20 protein-coding genes are annotated in these 19,639 nt (G+C 29.7%); 4 read left to right on the forward strand and 16 right to left on the reverse strand.

The window, feature by feature from the left end; translation table 11 throughout:
- Positions 1-316 precede the first annotated feature (316 nt).
- The gene (locus tag DQN46_RS07205) at positions 317-1,660 is read left to right on the forward strand and encodes a sodium-dependent transporter (RefSeq protein WP_111743535.1); all 1,344 of its coding nucleotides are present in this window, start codon (positions 317-319) and stop codon (positions 1,658-1,660) included.
- A 109-nt stretch (positions 1,661-1,769) separates the two neighbouring features.
- Here the strand turns inward: DQN46_RS07205 and guaB are convergent, their stop codons facing one another.
- The 11 genes from guaB to DQN46_RS07255 form a co-directional block, all read right to left on the reverse strand.
- Positions 1,770-3,233, reverse strand: a complete 1,464-nt coding sequence (gene guaB / locus DQN46_RS07210) for an IMP dehydrogenase (protein ID WP_111743536.1) — start codon at positions 3,231-3,233, stop codon at positions 1,770-1,772.
- Positions 3,234-3,240: 7 nt separating this feature from the next.
- The gene (locus tag DQN46_RS07215) at positions 3,241-3,840 is read right to left on the reverse strand and encodes a xanthine phosphoribosyltransferase (protein WP_111743537.1); all 600 of its coding nucleotides are present in this window, start codon (positions 3,838-3,840) and stop codon (positions 3,241-3,243) included.
- A 108-nt stretch (positions 3,841-3,948) separates the two neighbouring features.
- Complete coding sequence (hslO, locus tag DQN46_RS07220; protein ID WP_111743538.1) at positions 3,949-4,824, reverse strand: Hsp33 family molecular chaperone HslO; 876 nt, start codon at positions 4,822-4,824, stop codon at positions 3,949-3,951.
- 257 nt (positions 4,825-5,081) lie between these two features.
- Complete coding sequence (locus DQN46_RS07225) at positions 5,082-5,855, reverse strand: type III pantothenate kinase (protein WP_111743539.1); 774 nt, start codon at positions 5,853-5,855, stop codon at positions 5,082-5,084.
- A 190-nt stretch (positions 5,856-6,045) separates the two neighbouring features.
- On the reverse strand, positions 6,046-7,230 hold the full coding sequence (locus tag DQN46_RS07230; RefSeq protein WP_004633444.1) for a helix-turn-helix transcriptional regulator: 1,185 nt from the start codon (positions 7,228-7,230) through the stop codon (positions 6,046-6,048).
- 33 nt (positions 7,231-7,263) lie between these two features.
- The gene (locus DQN46_RS07235; RefSeq protein WP_111743540.1) at positions 7,264-8,085 is read right to left on the reverse strand and encodes an ABC transporter permease; all 822 of its coding nucleotides are present in this window, start codon (positions 8,083-8,085) and stop codon (positions 7,264-7,266) included.
- Positions 8,085-9,308, reverse strand: coding sequence for an ABC transporter ATP-binding protein (locus tag DQN46_RS07240; protein ID WP_111743541.1), 1,224 nt, complete (start codon positions 9,306-9,308; stop codon positions 8,085-8,087). The genes DQN46_RS07235 and DQN46_RS07240 overlap by 1 nt, the downstream gene beginning before the upstream one ends.
- 470 nt (positions 9,309-9,778) lie before the next feature.
- A complete protein-coding gene (locus tag DQN46_RS07245; RefSeq protein WP_111743542.1) occupies positions 9,779-11,188 on the reverse strand; it encodes a hypothetical protein in 1,410 nt (469 codons plus the stop codon).
- Complete coding sequence (locus DQN46_RS07250) at positions 11,181-12,053, reverse strand: ATP-binding cassette domain-containing protein (protein ID WP_111743543.1); 873 nt, start codon at positions 12,051-12,053, stop codon at positions 11,181-11,183. The genes DQN46_RS07245 and DQN46_RS07250 overlap by 8 nt, the downstream gene beginning before the upstream one ends.
- On the reverse strand, positions 12,025-12,183 hold the full coding sequence (locus tag DQN46_RS08580; protein ID WP_004633453.1) for a hypothetical protein: 159 nt from the start codon (positions 12,181-12,183) through the stop codon (positions 12,025-12,027). Before DQN46_RS08580 ends, DQN46_RS07250 begins: the two co-directional genes overlap by 29 nt.
- A gap of 2 nt (positions 12,184-12,185) precedes the next feature.
- Positions 12,186-12,551, reverse strand: coding sequence for a GntR family transcriptional regulator (locus DQN46_RS07255; RefSeq protein WP_004633454.1), 366 nt, complete (start codon positions 12,549-12,551; stop codon positions 12,186-12,188).
- 148 nt (positions 12,552-12,699) lie between these two features.
- Here DQN46_RS07255 and DQN46_RS07260 point away from each other — a divergent pair, with 148 nt between their 5' ends.
- Both DQN46_RS07260 and DQN46_RS07265 read left to right on the forward strand, forming a co-directional pair.
- Positions 12,700-13,266, forward strand: coding sequence for a 5-formyltetrahydrofolate cyclo-ligase (locus DQN46_RS07260; RefSeq protein ID WP_111743544.1), 567 nt, complete (start codon positions 12,700-12,702; stop codon positions 13,264-13,266).
- Entirely contained in the window at positions 13,241-14,014 is a 774-nt protein-coding gene (locus DQN46_RS07265) for a class I SAM-dependent methyltransferase (RefSeq protein WP_111743545.1), read from the forward strand. Before DQN46_RS07260 ends, DQN46_RS07265 begins: the two co-directional genes overlap by 26 nt.
- A 2-nt stretch (positions 14,015-14,016) precedes the next feature.
- On the opposite strand, the gene DQN46_RS07270 is transcribed toward DQN46_RS07265, so the two are convergent.
- From DQN46_RS07270 to DQN46_RS07280, 3 genes are all read right to left on the reverse strand, one after another.
- Entirely contained in the window at positions 14,017-14,283 is a 267-nt protein-coding gene (locus tag DQN46_RS07270; protein ID WP_111743546.1) for a UPF0223 family protein, read from the reverse strand.
- Between the two features lie 10 nt (positions 14,284-14,293).
- Entirely contained in the window at positions 14,294-14,968 is a 675-nt protein-coding gene (locus DQN46_RS07275) for a response regulator transcription factor (protein WP_004633462.1), read from the reverse strand.
- A gap of 89 nt (positions 14,969-15,057) precedes the next feature.
- The gene (locus DQN46_RS07280; RefSeq protein ID WP_111743547.1) at positions 15,058-15,429 is read right to left on the reverse strand and encodes a VanZ family protein; all 372 of its coding nucleotides are present in this window, start codon (positions 15,427-15,429) and stop codon (positions 15,058-15,060) included.
- 334 nt (positions 15,430-15,763) lie between these two features.
- Between DQN46_RS07280 and DQN46_RS07285 the strand changes: the two genes are divergently transcribed.
- Entirely contained in the window at positions 15,764-16,081 is a 318-nt protein-coding gene (locus DQN46_RS07285; protein WP_111743548.1) for a DUF1904 family protein, read from the forward strand.
- A gap of 57 nt (positions 16,082-16,138) precedes the next feature.
- On the opposite strand, the gene DQN46_RS07290 is transcribed toward DQN46_RS07285, so the two are convergent.
- Positions 16,139-17,866: an ABC transporter ATP-binding protein gene (locus DQN46_RS07290; RefSeq protein ID WP_111743549.1), complete on the reverse strand. Its 1,728-nt coding sequence runs from the start codon at positions 17,864-17,866 to the stop codon at positions 16,139-16,141.
- 1 nt (position 17,867) lies between these two features.
- Positions 17,868-19,619 carry an ABC transporter ATP-binding protein gene (locus DQN46_RS07295; protein WP_111743550.1) on the reverse strand — a complete coding sequence of 584 codons (1,752 nt, stop codon included), beginning with the start codon at positions 19,617-19,619 and terminating at the stop codon, positions 17,868-17,870.
- Between the last annotated feature and the right edge of the window lie 20 nt (positions 19,620-19,639).

Genomic DNA, 19,639 nt, shown 5'->3' on the forward strand with positions numbered 1-19,639 from the left:
AAAAAAGTTGACAAATTGTCAGAAAAATGATAATATTTTAACAATAATTAATTAAGGAGCTACTCAAAATGAAAATTTTAGACTTAACTAAAAAAGAATACTTTTTCGTGCCATTTTAGAAGCACTTATGTCTATGTTAATTGTAGATGTAAGTGCACCGACACCGTCATCTACAATGGCTAGTTAAGTTTTGTTTGCAGCCATTGGTATAAACTGAATGGCTTTTGAGTAATATTATATATTTTTATTAAGGCTATTTAGTTTTTACTGAATAGCTTTTTGTATTAATAATGTATTATGTTAGGAGGAAAATTTTATGTCAGAAAAATCTCAATGGGGGTCTAAAATAGGATTCATACTTGCTTCTGCAGGTTCAGCAATAGGTCTTGGGGCAGTTTGGAAATTCCCATACATGACTGCTGCCAATGGTGGAGGAAGTTTTTTATTAGTTTTCCTTATTTTCACACTTTTAATAGGTCTTCCACTTTTATTAGCAGAGTTCGTCCTTGGACGTGGTGCAGCAGTTTCAGCAGTTAAAACTTTTGGAAAACTAGGGAAAAATAAAAAATATAATATCTTCGGAATTATTGGTGCATTCGCATTATTTGTACTATTATCTTTCTATAGCGTAATTGGTGGCTGGATACTAGTTTATCTTGGTATTTCAATAGCAGACGCTTTGGGCATTTATTCTACTAGCGATTATGTTGCACTTTTTAGTACTATCATCTCTAATCCATGGATTGCTTTAGGAGCTCAGGCGATGTTTATTCTATTAAATGTCTTAATTGTATCTCGTGGTGTCCAAAAAGGAATTGAACGCGCATCAAAAATTATGATGCCGATGTTATTCATTATCTTCCTAATTATTATAACAAGATCATTAACATTACCAAATTCTATGGCCGGAGTAACTTACTTCCTAAAACCAGACTTTTCTAAAATTACTACCTCAGGATTATTATTCGCATTAGGGCAATCGTTCTTTGCACTATCTATCGGAGTTACAGCTATGCTAACTTATGCATCGTACTTAAATAAACAAGTTAACATGGTTCAATCTGGAGTTTCAGTAGTTATAATGAATATTGCTGTTTCTATTATGGCGGGGCTTGCTATTTTCCCAGCTATGAGCTCATTCGGCATGGAATCTGAAGGTGGCCCAAGTTTATTATTCATCGTTCTACCACAATTATTCAACAATATGGCTTTTGGTAAAATTTTCTATATTTTATTCTTAATATTATTCTTATTTGCAACTATTACTTCATCAGTTGTTATGTTAGAAATCAATGTAGGAAATCTTACAGATCAAAAAAATACTAATCGTACTAAATGGAGTGTTATTATTGGTATACTTACATTTGTTTTCGGTATCCCATCTGCACTTTCATATGGAACACTTGCCAACACACTATTCTTTGGTAAAACATTCTTCGATTCTATGGACTTTTTAGTATCAAATATCCTAATGCCACTTGGTTGCCTATTCTTATCAATTTTTACAGGTTATGTATTAGACAGAAAAGTAGCGATGCGTGAACTTCATGTTAAAGAAGATAACAGAGTAAGTTTAGGTTTCTTCAAAGTATGGTTATTCTTACTTCGTTACATCTTACCAATTATTATTGCAATCGTATGTCTAGCACAATTTTTCTAAACTAAAACAATAAACCTAGAATAAAGTCTAATTCTTTATTCTAGGTTTATTATTTAAAAAATAAAGATAGAAATTTTAATTAACTTCTATCTTCATTATAGTTTATTTATTATTTAGAGTAGTTTGGACTTTCTTTTGTGATTTGAACATCATGTGGATGAGATTCGATAAGTCCAGCACCTGTCATACGTACAAATTGCGCATCTTCACGAAGTGCGTGTAGATTTCTTGAACCAGTATAACCCATTCCCGCACGAAGACCACCGATAATTTGGTAAATAGTTTCTGCTACAGCACCTTTATATGGGGTACGTCCTTCGATTCCTTCTGGAACTAATTTCTTACCATCTTCTTGGAAGTATCTATCTTTAGAACCTTTTTCCATCGCTGAGATTGATCCCATGCCACGATATGCTTTAAATGTTCTTCCTTGGAAAATTTCTAACTCACCTGGAGATTCTTCACATCCTGCAAGCATAGAACCTAACATTACTGCATGTCCTCCAGCTGCAATTGCTTTTACTACATCACCTGTATATTTAATACCACCATCAGCAATAATAGTTTTTCCAAGTTCTCGAGCTACAGTTGCACAATCATAAATTGCTGTGATTTGTGGTACACCTACACCTGCAACAACACGTGTTGTACAGATAGATCCCGGCCCAATACCAACCTTAACTACATCTGCTCCAGCGTTAAATAAATCACGAGCAGCTTCTCCAGTCGCAACATTACCTGCGATAATATCTAATTCTGGATAATTTGTTCTTAAAGCCTTAACTGCATCTAACACTCCTTTAGAATGTCCGTGAGCAGTATCAACGACGATAGCATCAACTCCAGCTTCCACTAAAGCTTCTACACGATCTACTGTATCATTAGTAATTCCTACTGATGCTGCTACCAATAATCTACCTTTTTCGTCTTTTGCCGAATTAGGATATTTTGCTAATTTTTCAATATCTTTAATAGTAATTAGCCCAGTAAGTTTTCCTGCTTCATCAGTTAAAATTAATTTTTCAATTTTATGGCCACGTAAAATTACACTTGCTTCTTCCAAAGTAGTATTAGCTGGCGCTGTAACCAAATGTTCTTTCGTCATAACTTCACTAATTTTAATATCAAAATCAGTTAAAAATCTCATATCACGATTAGTTATAATACCTACAACTTTCATATCGTCTGTATTATTTACAATTGGTACTCCTGAGATTTTATATTGTTGCATTAAGCTTTCAGCTTCGTCTACTAAACTATCTGGAGTTAGGAAGAAAGGATCTGTGATAACCCCACTTTCTGAACGTTTAACTTTTCTTACTTGCTCTGCTTGCTCTTCGATAGACATATTTTTATGGATTACACCTATTCCACCTTCACGAGCCATAGCAATCGCCATTTTGTATTCAGTAACTGTATCCATCGCTGCTGAAATTACTGGAATAGATAATTTAATCTTGTCTGTTAAGTTAACTTTTAAATCAACTTTTTTAGGTAATATATCACTTTTAGCTGGCACTAATAGTACATCATCAAATGTTAAACCTTCTTTTTGAAATTTATTTTCCCACATTATCTTCTTATCCTTTCTTTATTTCATCATCTGCTACATTAAACTTCACTTCATTATTTTCAAGAGAGGCAATTCTGCATAAAGAACAAATATTCACATTTTTTTGTTCTAATAATTTACGACCATTTTGGAAACTTTTCTCAACTAAGATACCAACTCCAACAGTATTCGCACCTGCTTTTTCAACTATTTCCATAAGACCAAGAGTCGCTTGACCATTCGCCAAGAAATCATCAATTATAAGAACATTATCCTCTTTATTTATGAATTTTTCTGAAACTACTATTGTATTAGTTACATTTTTTGTATAACTATGTACTTCTGCGGTATAAATATCATTATTTTTCAAAGTTGCCGGCTTACTTTTCTTAGCAAAAACCATTGGCACTTTAAAAAAATGTGCAACTAGAATCGCAGGGGCGATACCACTTGCTTCTATTGTAAGAATCTTCGTTATTTTTTCTTTTCCAAAATACTCATAAAAAGATTCTGCCATTTTCATCATTAAACTAGCATCTATTTGATGGTTTAAAAACGAATCAACCTTTAATACATTATTGTCATAAACTTTACCATCAGTGACAATCATTTCTCTTAGCAGTTCCATAATATCTCCTTGATATAATTTAAGTAATTTTACTTATGATACCAAACTTTTTATAAAAATTCAAGAGTTAGATAAAATGTCATTTATCTAACTCTTTTATTCATAATTTTACTTTAAGTTTTCTAATAACTCTGTTATTTCTTCTTTTGTAAAATGATATTTTTCCTTACAAAATGCACAGACTAATTCAGTAGACTCTTCTTGAGAAAGACTCTCTAACTCTTCACGACCTAACGTAACCAAAGCGTCTGCATAACGTTCTTTTGAACATGTGCATTTAAAGACAACATCATTTTTACGTAAAATACGATAATTCTCTTCCCCTTCAAACAAAATATCCGCAATTTCTTCTGGAGTCTTTCCTTCATGAATAAGTGTAGATATAGGTTTTATATTAGAGATTACTTTTTCTAACTTCGTTATTGTTGCATCAGTTGCTTGTGGTAATACTTGAAGAATAAAACCTCCCGCAGCTATAACTGAATTATCAGTATCAACAAGAACTCCCAATGATACTGCTGATGGAACTTGCTCACTTGCTGCAAAATAATATGTAAAGTCTTCAGCGATTTCTCCTGAAACTATCGGAGAAGTTGTTGTATATTTTTCATTTAAGCCTAAGTCACGTACTACGGTAATATTTCCACCGCCTACTACACCTTTTACATCTAGTTTCCCTTGGGAATTACTTGGAATATGAACTTGCATATTTTTAGCATATGCCGTTGTTTCTCCAAGCTCATCTGATGAAGCGTATATTGTTCCTATTGGCCCATCTCCGCGAACTGCTACATCTATTCTATCACCACTTTTCAGCATTGCTCCCATCATAGTTGTCACAGTTGCAACACGCCCCGTAGCTGCAATAGCTGTAGGATAAGCATCATGACGTTTTCTAATTTCTTCTACTAAATCTGTTGTCTTTGTTACAAAAAATCTAATCTCATCATTAAAGGCCAACCCTCTAATTAAATAATCTTTCATCAAAATAAAAATCCTTTCTAAATAATTTTCTAATTATTAGTCACTTACGATTTTTTATTATACAGGGAATAAATTAAATTGTCTATCAAGAAGAAATGTTTGTGAAAAAATCCCATTTCTTATTTAACTAAATCTCTTCAATATGTAATAGATGCCTTATTTAATATTAATCTAATAGCTTTGCATTTAAAATTTTCTACGTTTAATAATTTCAAAAAGGTATGACCTAATGACATACCTTTCTAAGTTATTTTAACCTACTTTCCTTTATTCATCTTGTAAAGTTCTATTATTCCTTTTAGTGTTAACTCTTCATCTACAATATCAACTGATGAGCTATATTTCGCAATAAACTTCGACAAACCACCTGTTAAAACTACTTTATAATCTCCCCCTAAATCTTTTTTTAAGTGAGTTATAATATTTTCAAATTGCCCTAAAAAACCATAGAAGAAGCCTGCTTGCATTTGACTTGTCGTATCCATTCCTAACGATGTAGATACAGCCTCTAGTTCTATACGAGGCAGCTTCGCCGCACGAGAATAGAGAGCTTCTGCACTTATGTTCATCCCAGGACATATTATTCCGCCACGATAATTCATCTCTTCATCGACACAATCGAAAGTTGTCGCTGTTCCTAAATCAACAATAATAGCTGGTAAATAACCACTAACCTTTGCTCCAACTATATCAACAACCCTATCTGCTCCTAGCTTACTGCTGTAAGGTGCTGGAACTTTTATTCCTGTTTTAATACCAGCAGAAACTATAATCGGTTCTTTTTTGAAATATTTTTTACTTAACAACTCTAAAGCAAACATCATTTTTGGAACAACACTTGAGATAACTACTCCATCAAAGTCCTCAAACTTAATATTTTTATCTACGAAAAAGTTTCTAATAATAACATATAGTTCATCCTCTGTCTTTGTATTATCCGTTGCGATACGCCATGAACAAAGTTGTTTATAATCACTTCCAAAAACTCCAAGGACAATATTTGTATTCCCTACATCTAATGCAAAAATCATCGTTTATCTCCTAAAATTTAAAAGTCACTTTATTATATCATATTTCCCAAGAAATATTTAGTGTTAATAAAATATTTTTCTCTCACTTTTATTTGTATGAAATTTGGAGTAATTTCTATATTATAAGCTTCTAAATATCAATAGTTCTAAAAAAATAAAGCTGAAAATATTCAGCCTTATTTCTTATATTCTATTTTCTAGCTTTAGAAAGTGATTCTCTATATTTAAGAGGTGTCACTTTAACTAATGTTTTAAAAATTCTGATAAAGTAACTTGTATCGAAGTAACCGATATAATCTGCAACTTCAGAGATAGAGAAATCAGTATTAGCAAGTAAATAACATGCATTAGAAATACGTTTATCATGAATATAATCTACAATACTAATCCCCATATCTTTGTTAAAAATCGAAGAAAGATAACTTTTATTTACTCCTAAGTAGTCACTAACATTATCCAAACTGATTTTTTCTGAAATACGGTCATTAATATAAGCTATACAGTTACGTACAACAGCTTGTTTATCTTTATATTTATTTCTATCTACTAAAAGACAATAACTTCTAATTACATCTTCTGATAAATCATAGTTATCTAGTTTGTTTTTAATTTTAACCCAAAGTTCTTCTACGCCTAGATAATCTTCACTATGTTGTTCAAGAGCATATCGTAGCAAATCATTCATATTATAAGATTTTCTACGTTGAACATTAACTCCTTGTTCTACGTTATCTTCTTCTACACCATGGTTTCTTTGGCGAAGGTCAAACAACATATTTACACGAGAAATATTCCCATCAACAACCGCTTCAAGAATTTCGCGTTTAAATTTAACTTCACTCTCTAAAATGCTATTTAGATAATTATTTTTTCTTGATGATGTTCTACGAACATTTTTCACACTTGAATCTTCTACTAAAACAATAGCGTCTAAAAAGTCTACATTTTCATCTTCCACCAATAATTCTACCAAATAGTTAAATTTCTTTCTTGGTGTAATTGGTAATGAAAAATATACATCACAGATTAATTCGCTAATGCTCGCTCCGTATTTAGTAAGTGATTCTTGAAATAACTTAGTTGGGATAAGATATTCTAGAAATGGTGTGATCAAGTAAAATTCTTCATCATTATCACTCGGAATAAATAAACATGAAATACCAAGACCACTTTGACATTTAACTAGCTTCCCCTTATGTAGTCCATCTTTAATTTTTGGTAAATTTCTTTTTAAAAATCTGCTGAAAATACTACTTAATTGTTCTTCTCCTAGGTTTAGACGAATATCTTCATCACTATATTTGTATGTTAAAACACTACCATTTAAGTCTAATATATCTTTAATACGCTCAATTTTTTTTAGCGAACTTTTCATCTCGCCTACCTCCTCTTACAAATGGCTAAATTTTTAGTCTATAGTAATATCTCTTCTTGCATTAATAATATATGAAATTACGAAAAACACTGTGCTGTACGCTACTAGCATAATAATTAATGCATTAGCATTGTCAAATTTAAAGATTTCTTTAACTACACCACGACTTGCTTCATTGTCATAATAAGAACTAAATAGTGGAACATCAAACATATGATATTTCGCCCAAGTCCATTTTGTTACCGCCCAAGCAGTAATAGCTTGAATAATACTCATTCCTAATAAACTCACCATAACTAATACAAGTGAAAGAATTTGTGTTTTAAATACTACACAAAGTAAAACCACCATAGAGATAAAGAATATCATCGTAGTAAGTTCTGCTAGGCTTGTGATTATAAGTTGTTTTGCTACTGTTCTTCCAAAATATCCTTCTTCTAGCGTTCTATCTAATAAGTTCAGACCTATTTTTTTGTTGAAAAATATATAGTATTTTGAAAGAAAATCGAAAATTGTTCCTAAAACAAAGAAAATAATATAGTTAACAAACCCTAAAGCTATTTTCGCTGTTAATATAGCCGAACGTGATTTTGGTCGTGTATATAAAAATTTAACAGTTCCTTTAGAATACTCTTGAGATAGGTTATTAGCAAGCATTATAAGTGTAAATACACCACCTATTGATGCCGCTACTTTAGTTATACTAATCATTATTTGTGCTGAGTTAAAATTATCCCCAGCACTTGATTTTTGAAAATATCCATACGCTCCTATTATCACAAACATAATAAGCATATATATCCAAGTTGTTTTCTTTTTATAATCTTTTATAAATTCATTAAATAATAGTTTCATTACTTATTCTCCCCCCCTGTAATTTGTAGGAAACGATCCTCTAACGACGTAGTTAGTTCTCGAACAGAATCTAATTCCACATTGTTGGTTACTAAATATGTAATTACTCTAGCTTTATCTTCTCTAGAAATATTTTCAAAAATAAATCCTTCTTTTGTTAATTCATAGTGAATACCAAGTTCACGGATTAATACCTCTGCTTTTTCTACATCATATGTTGAGATTAAAGTTTTTATTGTTTCATCTGCCACAAGTCTATCTAATTTATCATCAGCGATAATACGACCTTTTTCAATAACTATAACTCTATCACTTACCTTCTCAATTTCATCTAGTAAATGAGAAGAAATTAAAATTGATACCCCTGTTGAAGCTATTTCTTTTAGCTTATTACGGAAGTCTTGAACACCTTGTGGGTCTAAACCATTTACCGGTTCATCTAATATAAGTATTTTCGGATCATTTAATAAAGCTTGAGCTAGACCTAAACGTTGACGCATACCTAATGAATAAGTTTTTACTTTTTTTCTAATAACTTTGCTTAATCCAACAAATTCTACCAGTTCCTTCATACGAGCACGACTTACTTTTTTACCACATACGCGTGCCATTTGTTTTAGATTTGACCATCCTGACATATAGTTATAAAATTCAGGAGTTTCTATCATAGCACCTACTTCTTTAAGCATTTTTACTTTTCCTAATCCAAGTGGTTTTTCAAAACAATAAACTTCTCCTTTAGTTGTTTTTGTTAATCCAACTAACATTCGCATTATTGTTGTTTTCCCACTTCCATTAGGTCCAAGAAGTCCTATAATTTCACCTTCATGCATATCGAAGCTAATATCTTCAACAATTGTCTTTAATCCTATACGTTTTTTTAAGCCTAACACTTCTAAAACAGGTTTTTTCTTATCTTCCTTTTTTTCAGGAAGAATTTCATCTTTAACTTCTTGTTTTATTAAAGCTTGTTTTAATTCATTACGATCTAAAACCACTGTTTCTTCATAATGATTTTCTTGAGGTTTTTCTGACTCTTCGTTTATCTCCACAGAATTCGTATTCGATTCTTCATGATACTTTCTTGTAAGAGTAGATTCACCTTCTATATCTACTTGTTTTCTTATTTTACTCAACAGTGTCGCATAATCTTCTGATTTTGCACCCTTATTTGTTACTTCTTCATCTCTTAATAGTTCTTTGTTTTCATCTGAATTTGTCATTATTTGTAGAAGATTCCTTTCTTATAAATTTTCTTTTATATTATATCATACTTATACTATTATTTCCATTAAATAATAAATAATTATTTTTTATTTTATCAAATATGTACACACTTGTATTTTTGTCTCTATTTCAAAATTTCTTGTATTTTCTTTTACTTGTTATAAAGCTATGAAATAAAAAACTTTTCAAGCTATTTACTTTATATTAATGCTATACTCACTGTATCTTAAAATTTAGATTATACTTGTACATACTAGAAAATAAAATTTCTAAACATTAATCAATATTTTTTCATATTATAATATAATTAAATTTTCAACGAAAACCTATATTTGTTCTTACAATACTCTTCTATAATTTAAGAATTTAATTTCTTTTTCAGAAATTATACTATTAACTTTTATATAAAAAATGATGATTATACTTTATCGATATAATCATCATTTCTTCTATGATCTTATTTTTTTTAAATTCTTATGAAAAAACGACTAACTTTCCAAAGAATATATGGAACTAACGTTAGGCATATTGCTAGTGATAATAAACCATTCATTCTGAATGTTTTGAAAAGAATTATTAAACCAAATGCTATTACACCTATTAATAAAATTAGATATCCTAAAATTTCTACCTTAGCAATAGAGAAAAATATCCCTTCTCTTTCAACATTATGTCTTTTGTATACTTTACTCATAATTATTGCAAGTACCGTCAACACCCCTAACCATAAGCATATATAGCCTGGTTGCTCATATTTGAAATAGTAGAATATCGGCATATATCTTGGATTAAATGCAGCAGGATTTTCCAACCATCTCTCTTTTCCTAACGCTCTCATTACCAATTCCATAAAACCTAGCAAATAGCCATACGATGTTAGAACTGGAATGTATAAAGCTCCCATACTCACTACACTGCCACAAAAACTAGCAAAGATTGCACCTAGTAGGATTAACCCTATTCCTAAATAAAATGTTTTTGAATATGCACTAAAAGCATTACTAATATTATAAATATCCCCTACTACACTTGCTTTTACAATAAATATATTCACTATGCCTACCAATATTGAAGCAACTAGTAATATTAGTAAACTTAAGATAAGTTTTGCGAAATATACCCTCTCTTTTTTAAATGGCAAACTCGAAACAAATTTACCAAAACTTGTATGGTACTCCGTCCCAAATATTAATAGTGCAATCAAGGTAATTAGTATATAGTACCCTATATTTGTATCTATTGTATAAAGAGTTTCTTTAATTTCTAATTTATCTTTCCCTAAATTCTCTTTTGCAAAGTCAAAGATTTTTATGTGATTATAATTTATAACTGGTGGATAAATTTTATTTAACTCCTCTCGAAGCTTCACATGCTTTTCACTTTCTGGTTGTTCAGCCAAAAATTCATGATACTTACCTGTATATTCTAACTCTTCTTTTGTTAGATACCTTTTATATTCCTCGTGATACTCTCCATAGGTGTAATTTAAATCACCCTGTGGGGTGTAAAAAGTTATAAGCCCACTTATAGGATATTCTGTTAAATATGCACCTACAGCATATCTATGCAAAAGATAATCATAACTTTCTTTTGAAATTTTCCCATTGTAACTATTTATATAGTTATGTTTCTCTATATCTATCTTTTGATATTGTTGATTTTTTTTCTCTTTATTGTTCAGTTCACTAACTTTTTCGCGAGCCTCAACCCCGATATTTTTTTCAAATTCGTAACTAGCAATCTCACGTTTAAGTCCATTCAACTGCTTAGATGCTGTCAACGTTGTGAAAAGTGTAAATCCTAGTAATAAAATAATTATAGCAATAAAATATTTCTTCACATAAATTCGTATGATTTTCAAAATATCTCTAATCATTTTCTGCTCCTCCTTTATTATTTATAATAAATATATCTTCTAAAAGAACCGGCAGTTCATCACATTGTAATGGTGCGCTTTCTTGTATTAAATCTCTAGTTTCTTCAAAGCTACCGCGCACTAATACTATATAAACTCTACCTATATTACTTACTATTCTCACACTATCTAAATTAGCAAACTCATCTGGAATCTTATCTTCATACACCAGTTGATATTTGCTATATTCCATCTTATCAACCTCTTTACCATATTTACCTGTTGTATCTATGTATATAATCTTATCGCTAATATTTTCTAAATAATCTAATTGATGGCTACTTACCAGTATTCCAACACCGCTATCTTGAGCTTCTATAATATAATTAATAATAAGTTTTATATTTATTATATCTATTCCGTCTAATGGCTCGTCTAATAGTAAAAAGTTTGTTCTACAGGCTAAACCTAAAATCACTCCAAAAATTACCGTCTGACCTTTTGACAACTCTGTTATTTTTTTATTTAGAGAGATCTTATTTTTTACCAACTCTTTTTCAAAATAATCTTTGTCAAAATTCTCGTAAGCTAGCTCGTAATATTTTATAATATTTTTTATCTTTGTATATTTAAAATAATCGAACTTATCAGGAATATAAATTATATTACTTTTCAAATTATTTTGTTCTATGTTAACAGCATCTATAGTAATTTCTCCTATATCCAACTGATAAATTCCAGTTATTAATTTTAGAAGTGTTGTTTTACCGCTACCATTTCTTCCTACTAAAGAAACAACTTCTCCACTTTCAACTTCTAAATTAATATTATTCAAAACTTCTTTCTTTTCAAATTTTTTACTCAGATTTTTTATTTCTAACTTCATAGCTTTCAACCTCCTTATACCTTGATATAACTTTTTCTTCCAATTTTTCTTTTGATAATCCAATAAAACGCCATTCTAATAATATTTTTTCCAAAATTGTTTCTAATTTTTTCTCACTAACTTTTTCCATATTTATTTCTCCATAAATACTTCATCTATTTTTTTTATCAAATCTTCTTTTGTAATTCCACAAATTTTTGCCTCTCTCACCAATTCTTCTAATAAAGTATCTATTAGCTCATAATTAGGTTTTATGGCATCCAAATTTTCTGTTATAAACGTACCACGTCCTACAATCGTTACTATTATTTTTTCTTTTTCTAACTCCTGATACGCCTTCTGAACCGTACTAATATTAACATTTAAAATCTTTGCAAATTCTCGAATTGATGGCATTTTATCATTTTCTTTTAACATTCCTTTTGTTATTAATTTTTTTGTTTCATCTACAACCTGTTTGTATAAAGGCTTCTGCGAACTACTATCTAATTTAAACATAATTTACCTCCTTCCAGTTATAAAAATCCTAAGTGTATTGTTTCTCGCCATACACTTCTTACACTTTAAGTGTACCACATAGAACCATACATTTCAAGTTATTTATAAATATCTTTATTCATGGTATAATTACCACGAGGTGATTGCTATGAAACATACTCTTAGAAAGAAGTTTCTACATATTAGAAATAATCTTGATACAACATACCAAATTCAAGCAACAGAAAAAATATTCAAAACATTAGAAGAAAGTGATATTTTTAAAAATTCGCAAAAAATATTTATTTATATTGGTTTTGGAAGTGAAATTCAAACAGAATATCTTATTAAAAAATATATAAAGAGTAAAGAAATTTTTGTACCTAAAATAGTAAACGGCGTTATGAAACTGGTAAAAATTAAAAATTGGGCTGGCCTCTCTGCAGGTCATTTCAATGTTCTCGAACCTATACAAAATGACTTCTATACCGAGGGGATAGATCTTGTTATTACACCATCAATTGTTTTTGATAAAAACGGCTATCGTCTAGGATACGGTAAAGGATATTACGATAAATATTTCAATGAAAATAAATATAAAACTAGCATTGGTTTATCTTTTGAGAAACTACTTCAAGAAGAAATTCCTAAAGAAAAACATGATAAAAATGTCGATTTAATTATTACAGAAGAAAGGATTATTGTTATTAATGAAAAGCATAGTAGTAACTACTAGTGTAAAAACAAATAATGAACTTAATGAAAGAGCTCATAATATTGCAAAATTTCTTAATTTTAATTACATCCCTCGTAACAAAAGGACAATTAAGCAAATGTTAATACAAGCAGATGGTGTCGTAGTCGTTTATAAAACTAAACTTAGTTATTTTGAAGGTGATAAAGAACTTTTCTTCCATTTAGATACTAGTGCTTTGAAGATAAAAAATAATGATAACGAACCTTTGATAGAAATAATAGGTAGTGAAAAGCAAAACATTTTGGATTGTACGATGGGGCTTGCTGGCGATAGTATTATTCTTAGTTACTATGAGCACAAAGTTACGGCTCTTGAAAAGAATAAAATTATTTATTTAATCGTAAGCAATGGTCTGAAAAATTACATTTCTCATGATGAAAAAATAAACTCCTCTATGAGAAGAATAATCACGCATAATATTGATAGTGTTAAATTTTTAAAAAACTGTCCTGATAATTCTTTCGATATAGTTTATTTTGATCCTATGTTCTCTCATAATATAGAAGAATCAAAAAACTTAGCTGGCATTGAAACACTGGCAAATCAAGATTTTCCTACCGCTGATTTTTTGACTGAAGCCAAACGTGTCGCAAAAAAGAAAGTTATAGTAAAAGCTCACTTTAAAGATGATATTTTTGAAAAATTTGACTTTATTCGCTTAACGCGTAAAAATACTAAATTTCACTATGGATATATCGACACTAATATAGAAAAAGCCAAGAACTAAGTCTATAACTTAATTCTTGGTTTTTCATTTTTCATTTCTTTTGTGGTTAAATACCCATCATATCCTGTAATTTCTTTAAAATCACGATATAAAGAGTTCTCTTCTGACTTTGCACGAACAATAGATTTAAAGTCTTTATAAACCTTTTTATACTCTTCTAACTCTACTCCTTTTAGATAACATTCTTCTATAGTATCTAAAAATTTAATAATAATGGTTATCTCCTCAGATGTATATAATGCGTAATCTATAGGATAATCAAATTCCATATATCTTTACCTATTCAAAAGTATATCCAACACCACGTACAGTTCTTAGATTTTTATCATAACCAATTTTTCTAAGCTCCTTACGTAATCCTGAAATATAAACTTCAATAGCATTGATTGTTGTTTCAGAATCAACACCCCAAACACGATCAAATATTTCTTCTTTCTCCAAAATAATATTATTATTAATCACAAAGAACGATAGCAATTCTAAATACTTTCCTTTAATTGTATCTAGTGTTCCTGCATTAGAGGTAACAAGCTCATTTTTTAAATCTAACACAAGATCTTTATACGTTACTTCGTTTTCAGCTTTAAGATTACTTTCCCTTTGTAATAAATTAGAGATTGTAGTCGTTAAAAGAGAAGCATCCGCTACACGTGGAAGATACTCTGTTACTCTATGTTTCATCACTCTTGCTTTTTCTTCTGTAGATTCAGCAATAGTAAGCACGATAACTGGTATTTTAAGCTCTTTATCTTCGCGGATATAGTCTAATAAATCTAATCCACCTTTCCCAGGTAGGATACTATCAGCGATTACAAAATCATAAATATTATTGTCTATAAGTTTCTGTCCATCAAGCCCATTATAAGAAACATCTACATCAAATTTATCTGCAACAGCAGCTTTCAATGATGAAGCTAAAAATTTATCATCTTCTACAATAAGTGCTTTAAGCATTAATAACTCCTCCTTTTATTTTTTATTTACCTTAGGATATTATTTTATAACTTTTCCAAAGAAAATACAACTAAAAAGTAAGATATATTTTACCTTTTTTTTAATATTTTAATGAAAGGCAACGCATAAGAAATTATAATCCCAAATAACACTCCTCCACTATCAATCAAAACATCCATAAAGTTACCATCTCGGCCTATTACAAATGTCTGATGAAACTCATCACTTACCGCATAAGAAAAGCAAAATAAAAAACTAATAAAGAAACTTGTTTCCAACTGTATCTTTTCTCTTCCGGTCTGAAATATATTAGAAAAATAAGCAAAGGCAAAAAAACCTAGAATTGCATATTCGCTAAAATGGCCTAACTTTCTTACAAACAAGTTACTAGCGAGCTTTGTTGATTCTACTCCAGGCTGGTTAGAAAATAAAAATATACAAATGCAAACTAAGATTAGCATTGCTAATGAAAAGTATTTTTTATATAAAATTCTAATAAAAATTTCTCCTTTAATAATTATTTTATATTCTTCTTTCTACTCTAATCATACCATATTATCAAAACAAATGATATTAATTATAAGTAAAATAAACAAAAAAAATACTTTTTCTTTTTAAAAAACTTTCAAGAATTACGAAAATAAATAGTGTTTTCAATGTTTTACAGATATATTTACGCTAATTACTGATTTACTATCTTAATTTAATATTAAAAATTTAAAAATTTTCAACAAAAAATATATTTTATATGATATAATAAAAGAAAACGAATACAAAATTTGGAGGTTTATTATTATGCCAAGAATAGTTGCTAGAGGAATTAAAAAAGAAGATTTGAAAAAAGTTAGCGCAGAGCTTTTTGATACTATTGCAGAAATTATCGATCGCCCTCGTGGTGCTTTCACTCTTGACTTAGTAGAAAGTGTTGCTATCTTAGATGGCGAAGAAATTAGTCGCGCTAATATCGAAATCGGTTGGGTTGCTCGCCCAGTAGAAGTTTGCGAAAAAGTTGCAAATGCTGTTGGCGAAATTATCAAACCTTTAGGATACGAGACTGTTATGGTTTCATTCAAGAGCATTGACTTAGCATACGAATTTACTTTTACTAAATAATTAAAAATACGAGAGTATTATTTTGGTATTTATCTTAATTTTACTCTCGTTTTTTTATTATCCTTTTATTTGTGTATCATACATTTTTTTGTATATTCCATTAAGATTAATTAATTCATCATGAGCACCACTTTCTACTACTCGCCCTTTATCAAGAACAACAATATTATCTGCATTTTTAATCGTTGATAATCTATGGGCAATTATCAATGTTGTTCTTCCCTGTTTTAATTTTTCAATAGCATAACCTACACTTTGTTCTGTTTCGCTATCTATATTAGCTGTAGACTCATCTAAAATCAATATCTTTGGATTCTTCGCTAAAGCACGCGCCAGGCAAATAAGCTGCTTCTCTCCAGTAGAAAAGTTACTTCCTCCTATTTCTACCTTCGAATCAAGAGATTTTGTTTTTAAGATAAAGTCTCCCCCAACTTTTTCCAGTGCTTCTTTTGCAGTTCTTTGATTCCCATTTGGGGTAATATTTTCCAATAGAGTTCCATCAAATAAAAATGAATCTTGTAATACTATAGCTGTTTTCTCGCGTAAATATTCTCTACTATATTCATTTATATTTTTCCCATTTATTTCTAAAGTCCCCTTACTAACATCATAAAACTTAACTATCAAGTTCATTATTGTACTTTTACCGCTTCCCGTATGTCCTACAAAAGCGACTGTTTGATTTTCTTTAATCTCTATATTCAAATTGTTAAGAACATAATTATCATCTTTATAAGCAAATGATACATCTTTAAAACTAATATTTCCTCGGAAATCCCCTACTTCTGCAATTTCAATATCTTTTTCAATATCAAGTTTTAAAATCTCTTGAATATTATTCGCTGCACCTATCGCGCGAACATAGTTAGATATTCCCATTGTAAAATCAGCTATTCGATAAATTATATCTGTAGTATAATTTATAAATAAATATACCATTCCTAGGGTAACTCCAAATACACCATTAAAATGGGAATATGCATAGTAATAAATTATGCCAATAAAAATAATTACTCTAAATACCCCTGTAATATTATGCAGTAATAAACTATCTACTACATTTAGTTTTTTCCAATATTTATATCGTTCTTCATTATGAGTATTCCAATCTTCAATACTAGCTTCTTCTCTATTAAATGCTTTAATAATTTCTAGATTTTGATAGTTTTCATTGATAATACCGTTACTTTCAGAAAACTTCCTACGATATCCTTGTATACTATCAAGCGTTAATTTATTATAAATTTTTAGGACAATATACATAATTGGTAGTAATGCTAACATAAATAAACCAAATCTATAATCTACCGTAAACAATACAATATAAGAAAATACTACCTTCATAACAATTATTAAAATTTGCACAAAAGTAGAAACAAAAAATGTTCTAATTTGATTAACATCACTTGTAATACGTGACACAACAGAACCTGCTGGCATGTTATCAAAGTATCGGATAGGTAAACTTTGAATATGATCATATACTTGCATTTGTATGCGAACATAAATTTCATTTGCCCCTTGAACTAAATATACGTTACGGATATAATTTGATATCCCCGAACATAAAAGTATTAAACCATAGCCAACAGCGATAATCAAAGATTTTAGAACTACTTGTTTTGTTATATCTCCTTCAATGCCATCAAAAACCTTTGATAAAACATAAACTCCTAGCACACCTAGTCCAACATTTAATACTGAATAAATAAACCCTAAAACATAAGCTCTTCTAGCATTTTTTATGTAAGGTAGAAATTGTAATAATGGATTTTTTGTCTTCATTTTATTCTACCTCCTTATTTTGATAAGCATCTAACTCTCTATACCACCCGCAATTTTTCAAAAGTTCATCATGAGTTCCTACATTAAGAACTTCACCATTTTCTACAACTATTATTTTATCAGCATGTCTTACTGCAGATATTCTATGTGAAACAATAATATTTGTCTTACCTTCGCGTGTCTTTTTAATATTTTCTATAATAGTTTTTTCTGTATTAGCATCTACTGCACTTAAACTATCATCAAGAATCAAAATGTCCGGATTAGCTAATAACGCTCGAGCTATTCCTAATCGTTGTTTTTGCCCTCCCGATAGAGATAACCCATTTTCCCCAACCAAGGTATCTAAGCCATCTACAAAACCTTCAATATCTTTTTTTATGTCCGAAAGTTTTAATACCTTGTCTAAATTTCCCTCTAAATTTTTTCGATAGAACAAAATATTTTCCCTTATTGTTTTTGAAAATAATTGATATTCTTGAGGAGCATAACCCATTTTTTCACGAATAGAGTAATCATAATATTGTTCTGCGCTATGTCCATCTAACAACAATGTTTCTTCCGATATTGGATATAATCTTAACAGTTGTTTTATTAAAGTGGTCTTCCCGCAACCTGTTTTACCAACTATTCCAACTGTTTCTCCTCTATTAATCTTGAAATTAATATTTTTCAAGACCTTATTATCACCATCATAGCTAAAATCAAAATCTTTAAATTCTACACTTTCTTTAAAATCAAAATTGTACAAAGCTTTATCATTGTTAACAGCTGCTTTTTTACCAGAAATTTCCAATACTCTTTTTGTAGCTTGGCGTACTTCTATAATCATAACTACAAATTCTGACAATGCTATATATGGCCATTGTAACATTCCTATAACAACACAAACCGCAATCAACTCTCCTATAGTCATAGCTTCATGGTTAATTAAATAAAAACCATATGCAACGGCTATAGTATAACTTATTGCAACCGAAACAGTATTTAGTGGTTGATATAACAATACTTTCTTCATATATTCGCTGTTACTGTGAGCATAACTTCTTAGTTTTTTCACAAAACTCATACGGACTTTTTGCAATAAATTATATGTTCGAATTACCCTTATACCTTTAACATTTTCTAAGGTTTCTTCCGTTATCTTATCCATAGTTCTTGCCATCTTATTATAGTATGTCTCTTGTATTTTGCGTCTACTAACTAAATACACCGTTTGAATAACAAGCGGAATATGAATTAATAATAAATAAGTAAAATTTGATTTGCTAAAAATCAACACACTAATAAAAACATTGTATATTATTCCATCAAAAACAAGAAGCACCCCATAACCAAAAGCTGGAGCTATGTAGTTTGTTATATCATTTGTTGAGCGGCTAATAACCTCTCCAATACTGAATTTATTGAAAAATACCGGAGTATGACGATAAATATCATATTGCAAATTATAAGTCATATCTTTTATTACTTTATCATAACCAATAAATGTATAATATTCTTTAAAATAATAAACAATATATAAAAATACTCCTGCTATGATTATTTTTATAATTTCCTCCAAAACGCCATTAAAATCAAGTTTCCCATTTGTTATTCCATCAACTATGATATTCAATCTGTCCGTTGGATAAAGCGTAAAATAATACGATGCTACCGAGGCTATCAATGCAATAAATATCCGTAATTTATCTCTATAAATAAGTAAGCCTATCTTTTTAAAAATATCACCATTACTTATTGCCTTTTCCATAACTATCACCTACTTTTAAA

This window comes from Gemella morbillorum, from assembly GCF_900476045.1.
Classification (GTDB): domain Bacteria; phylum Bacillota; class Bacilli; order Staphylococcales; family Gemellaceae; genus Gemella; species Gemella morbillorum.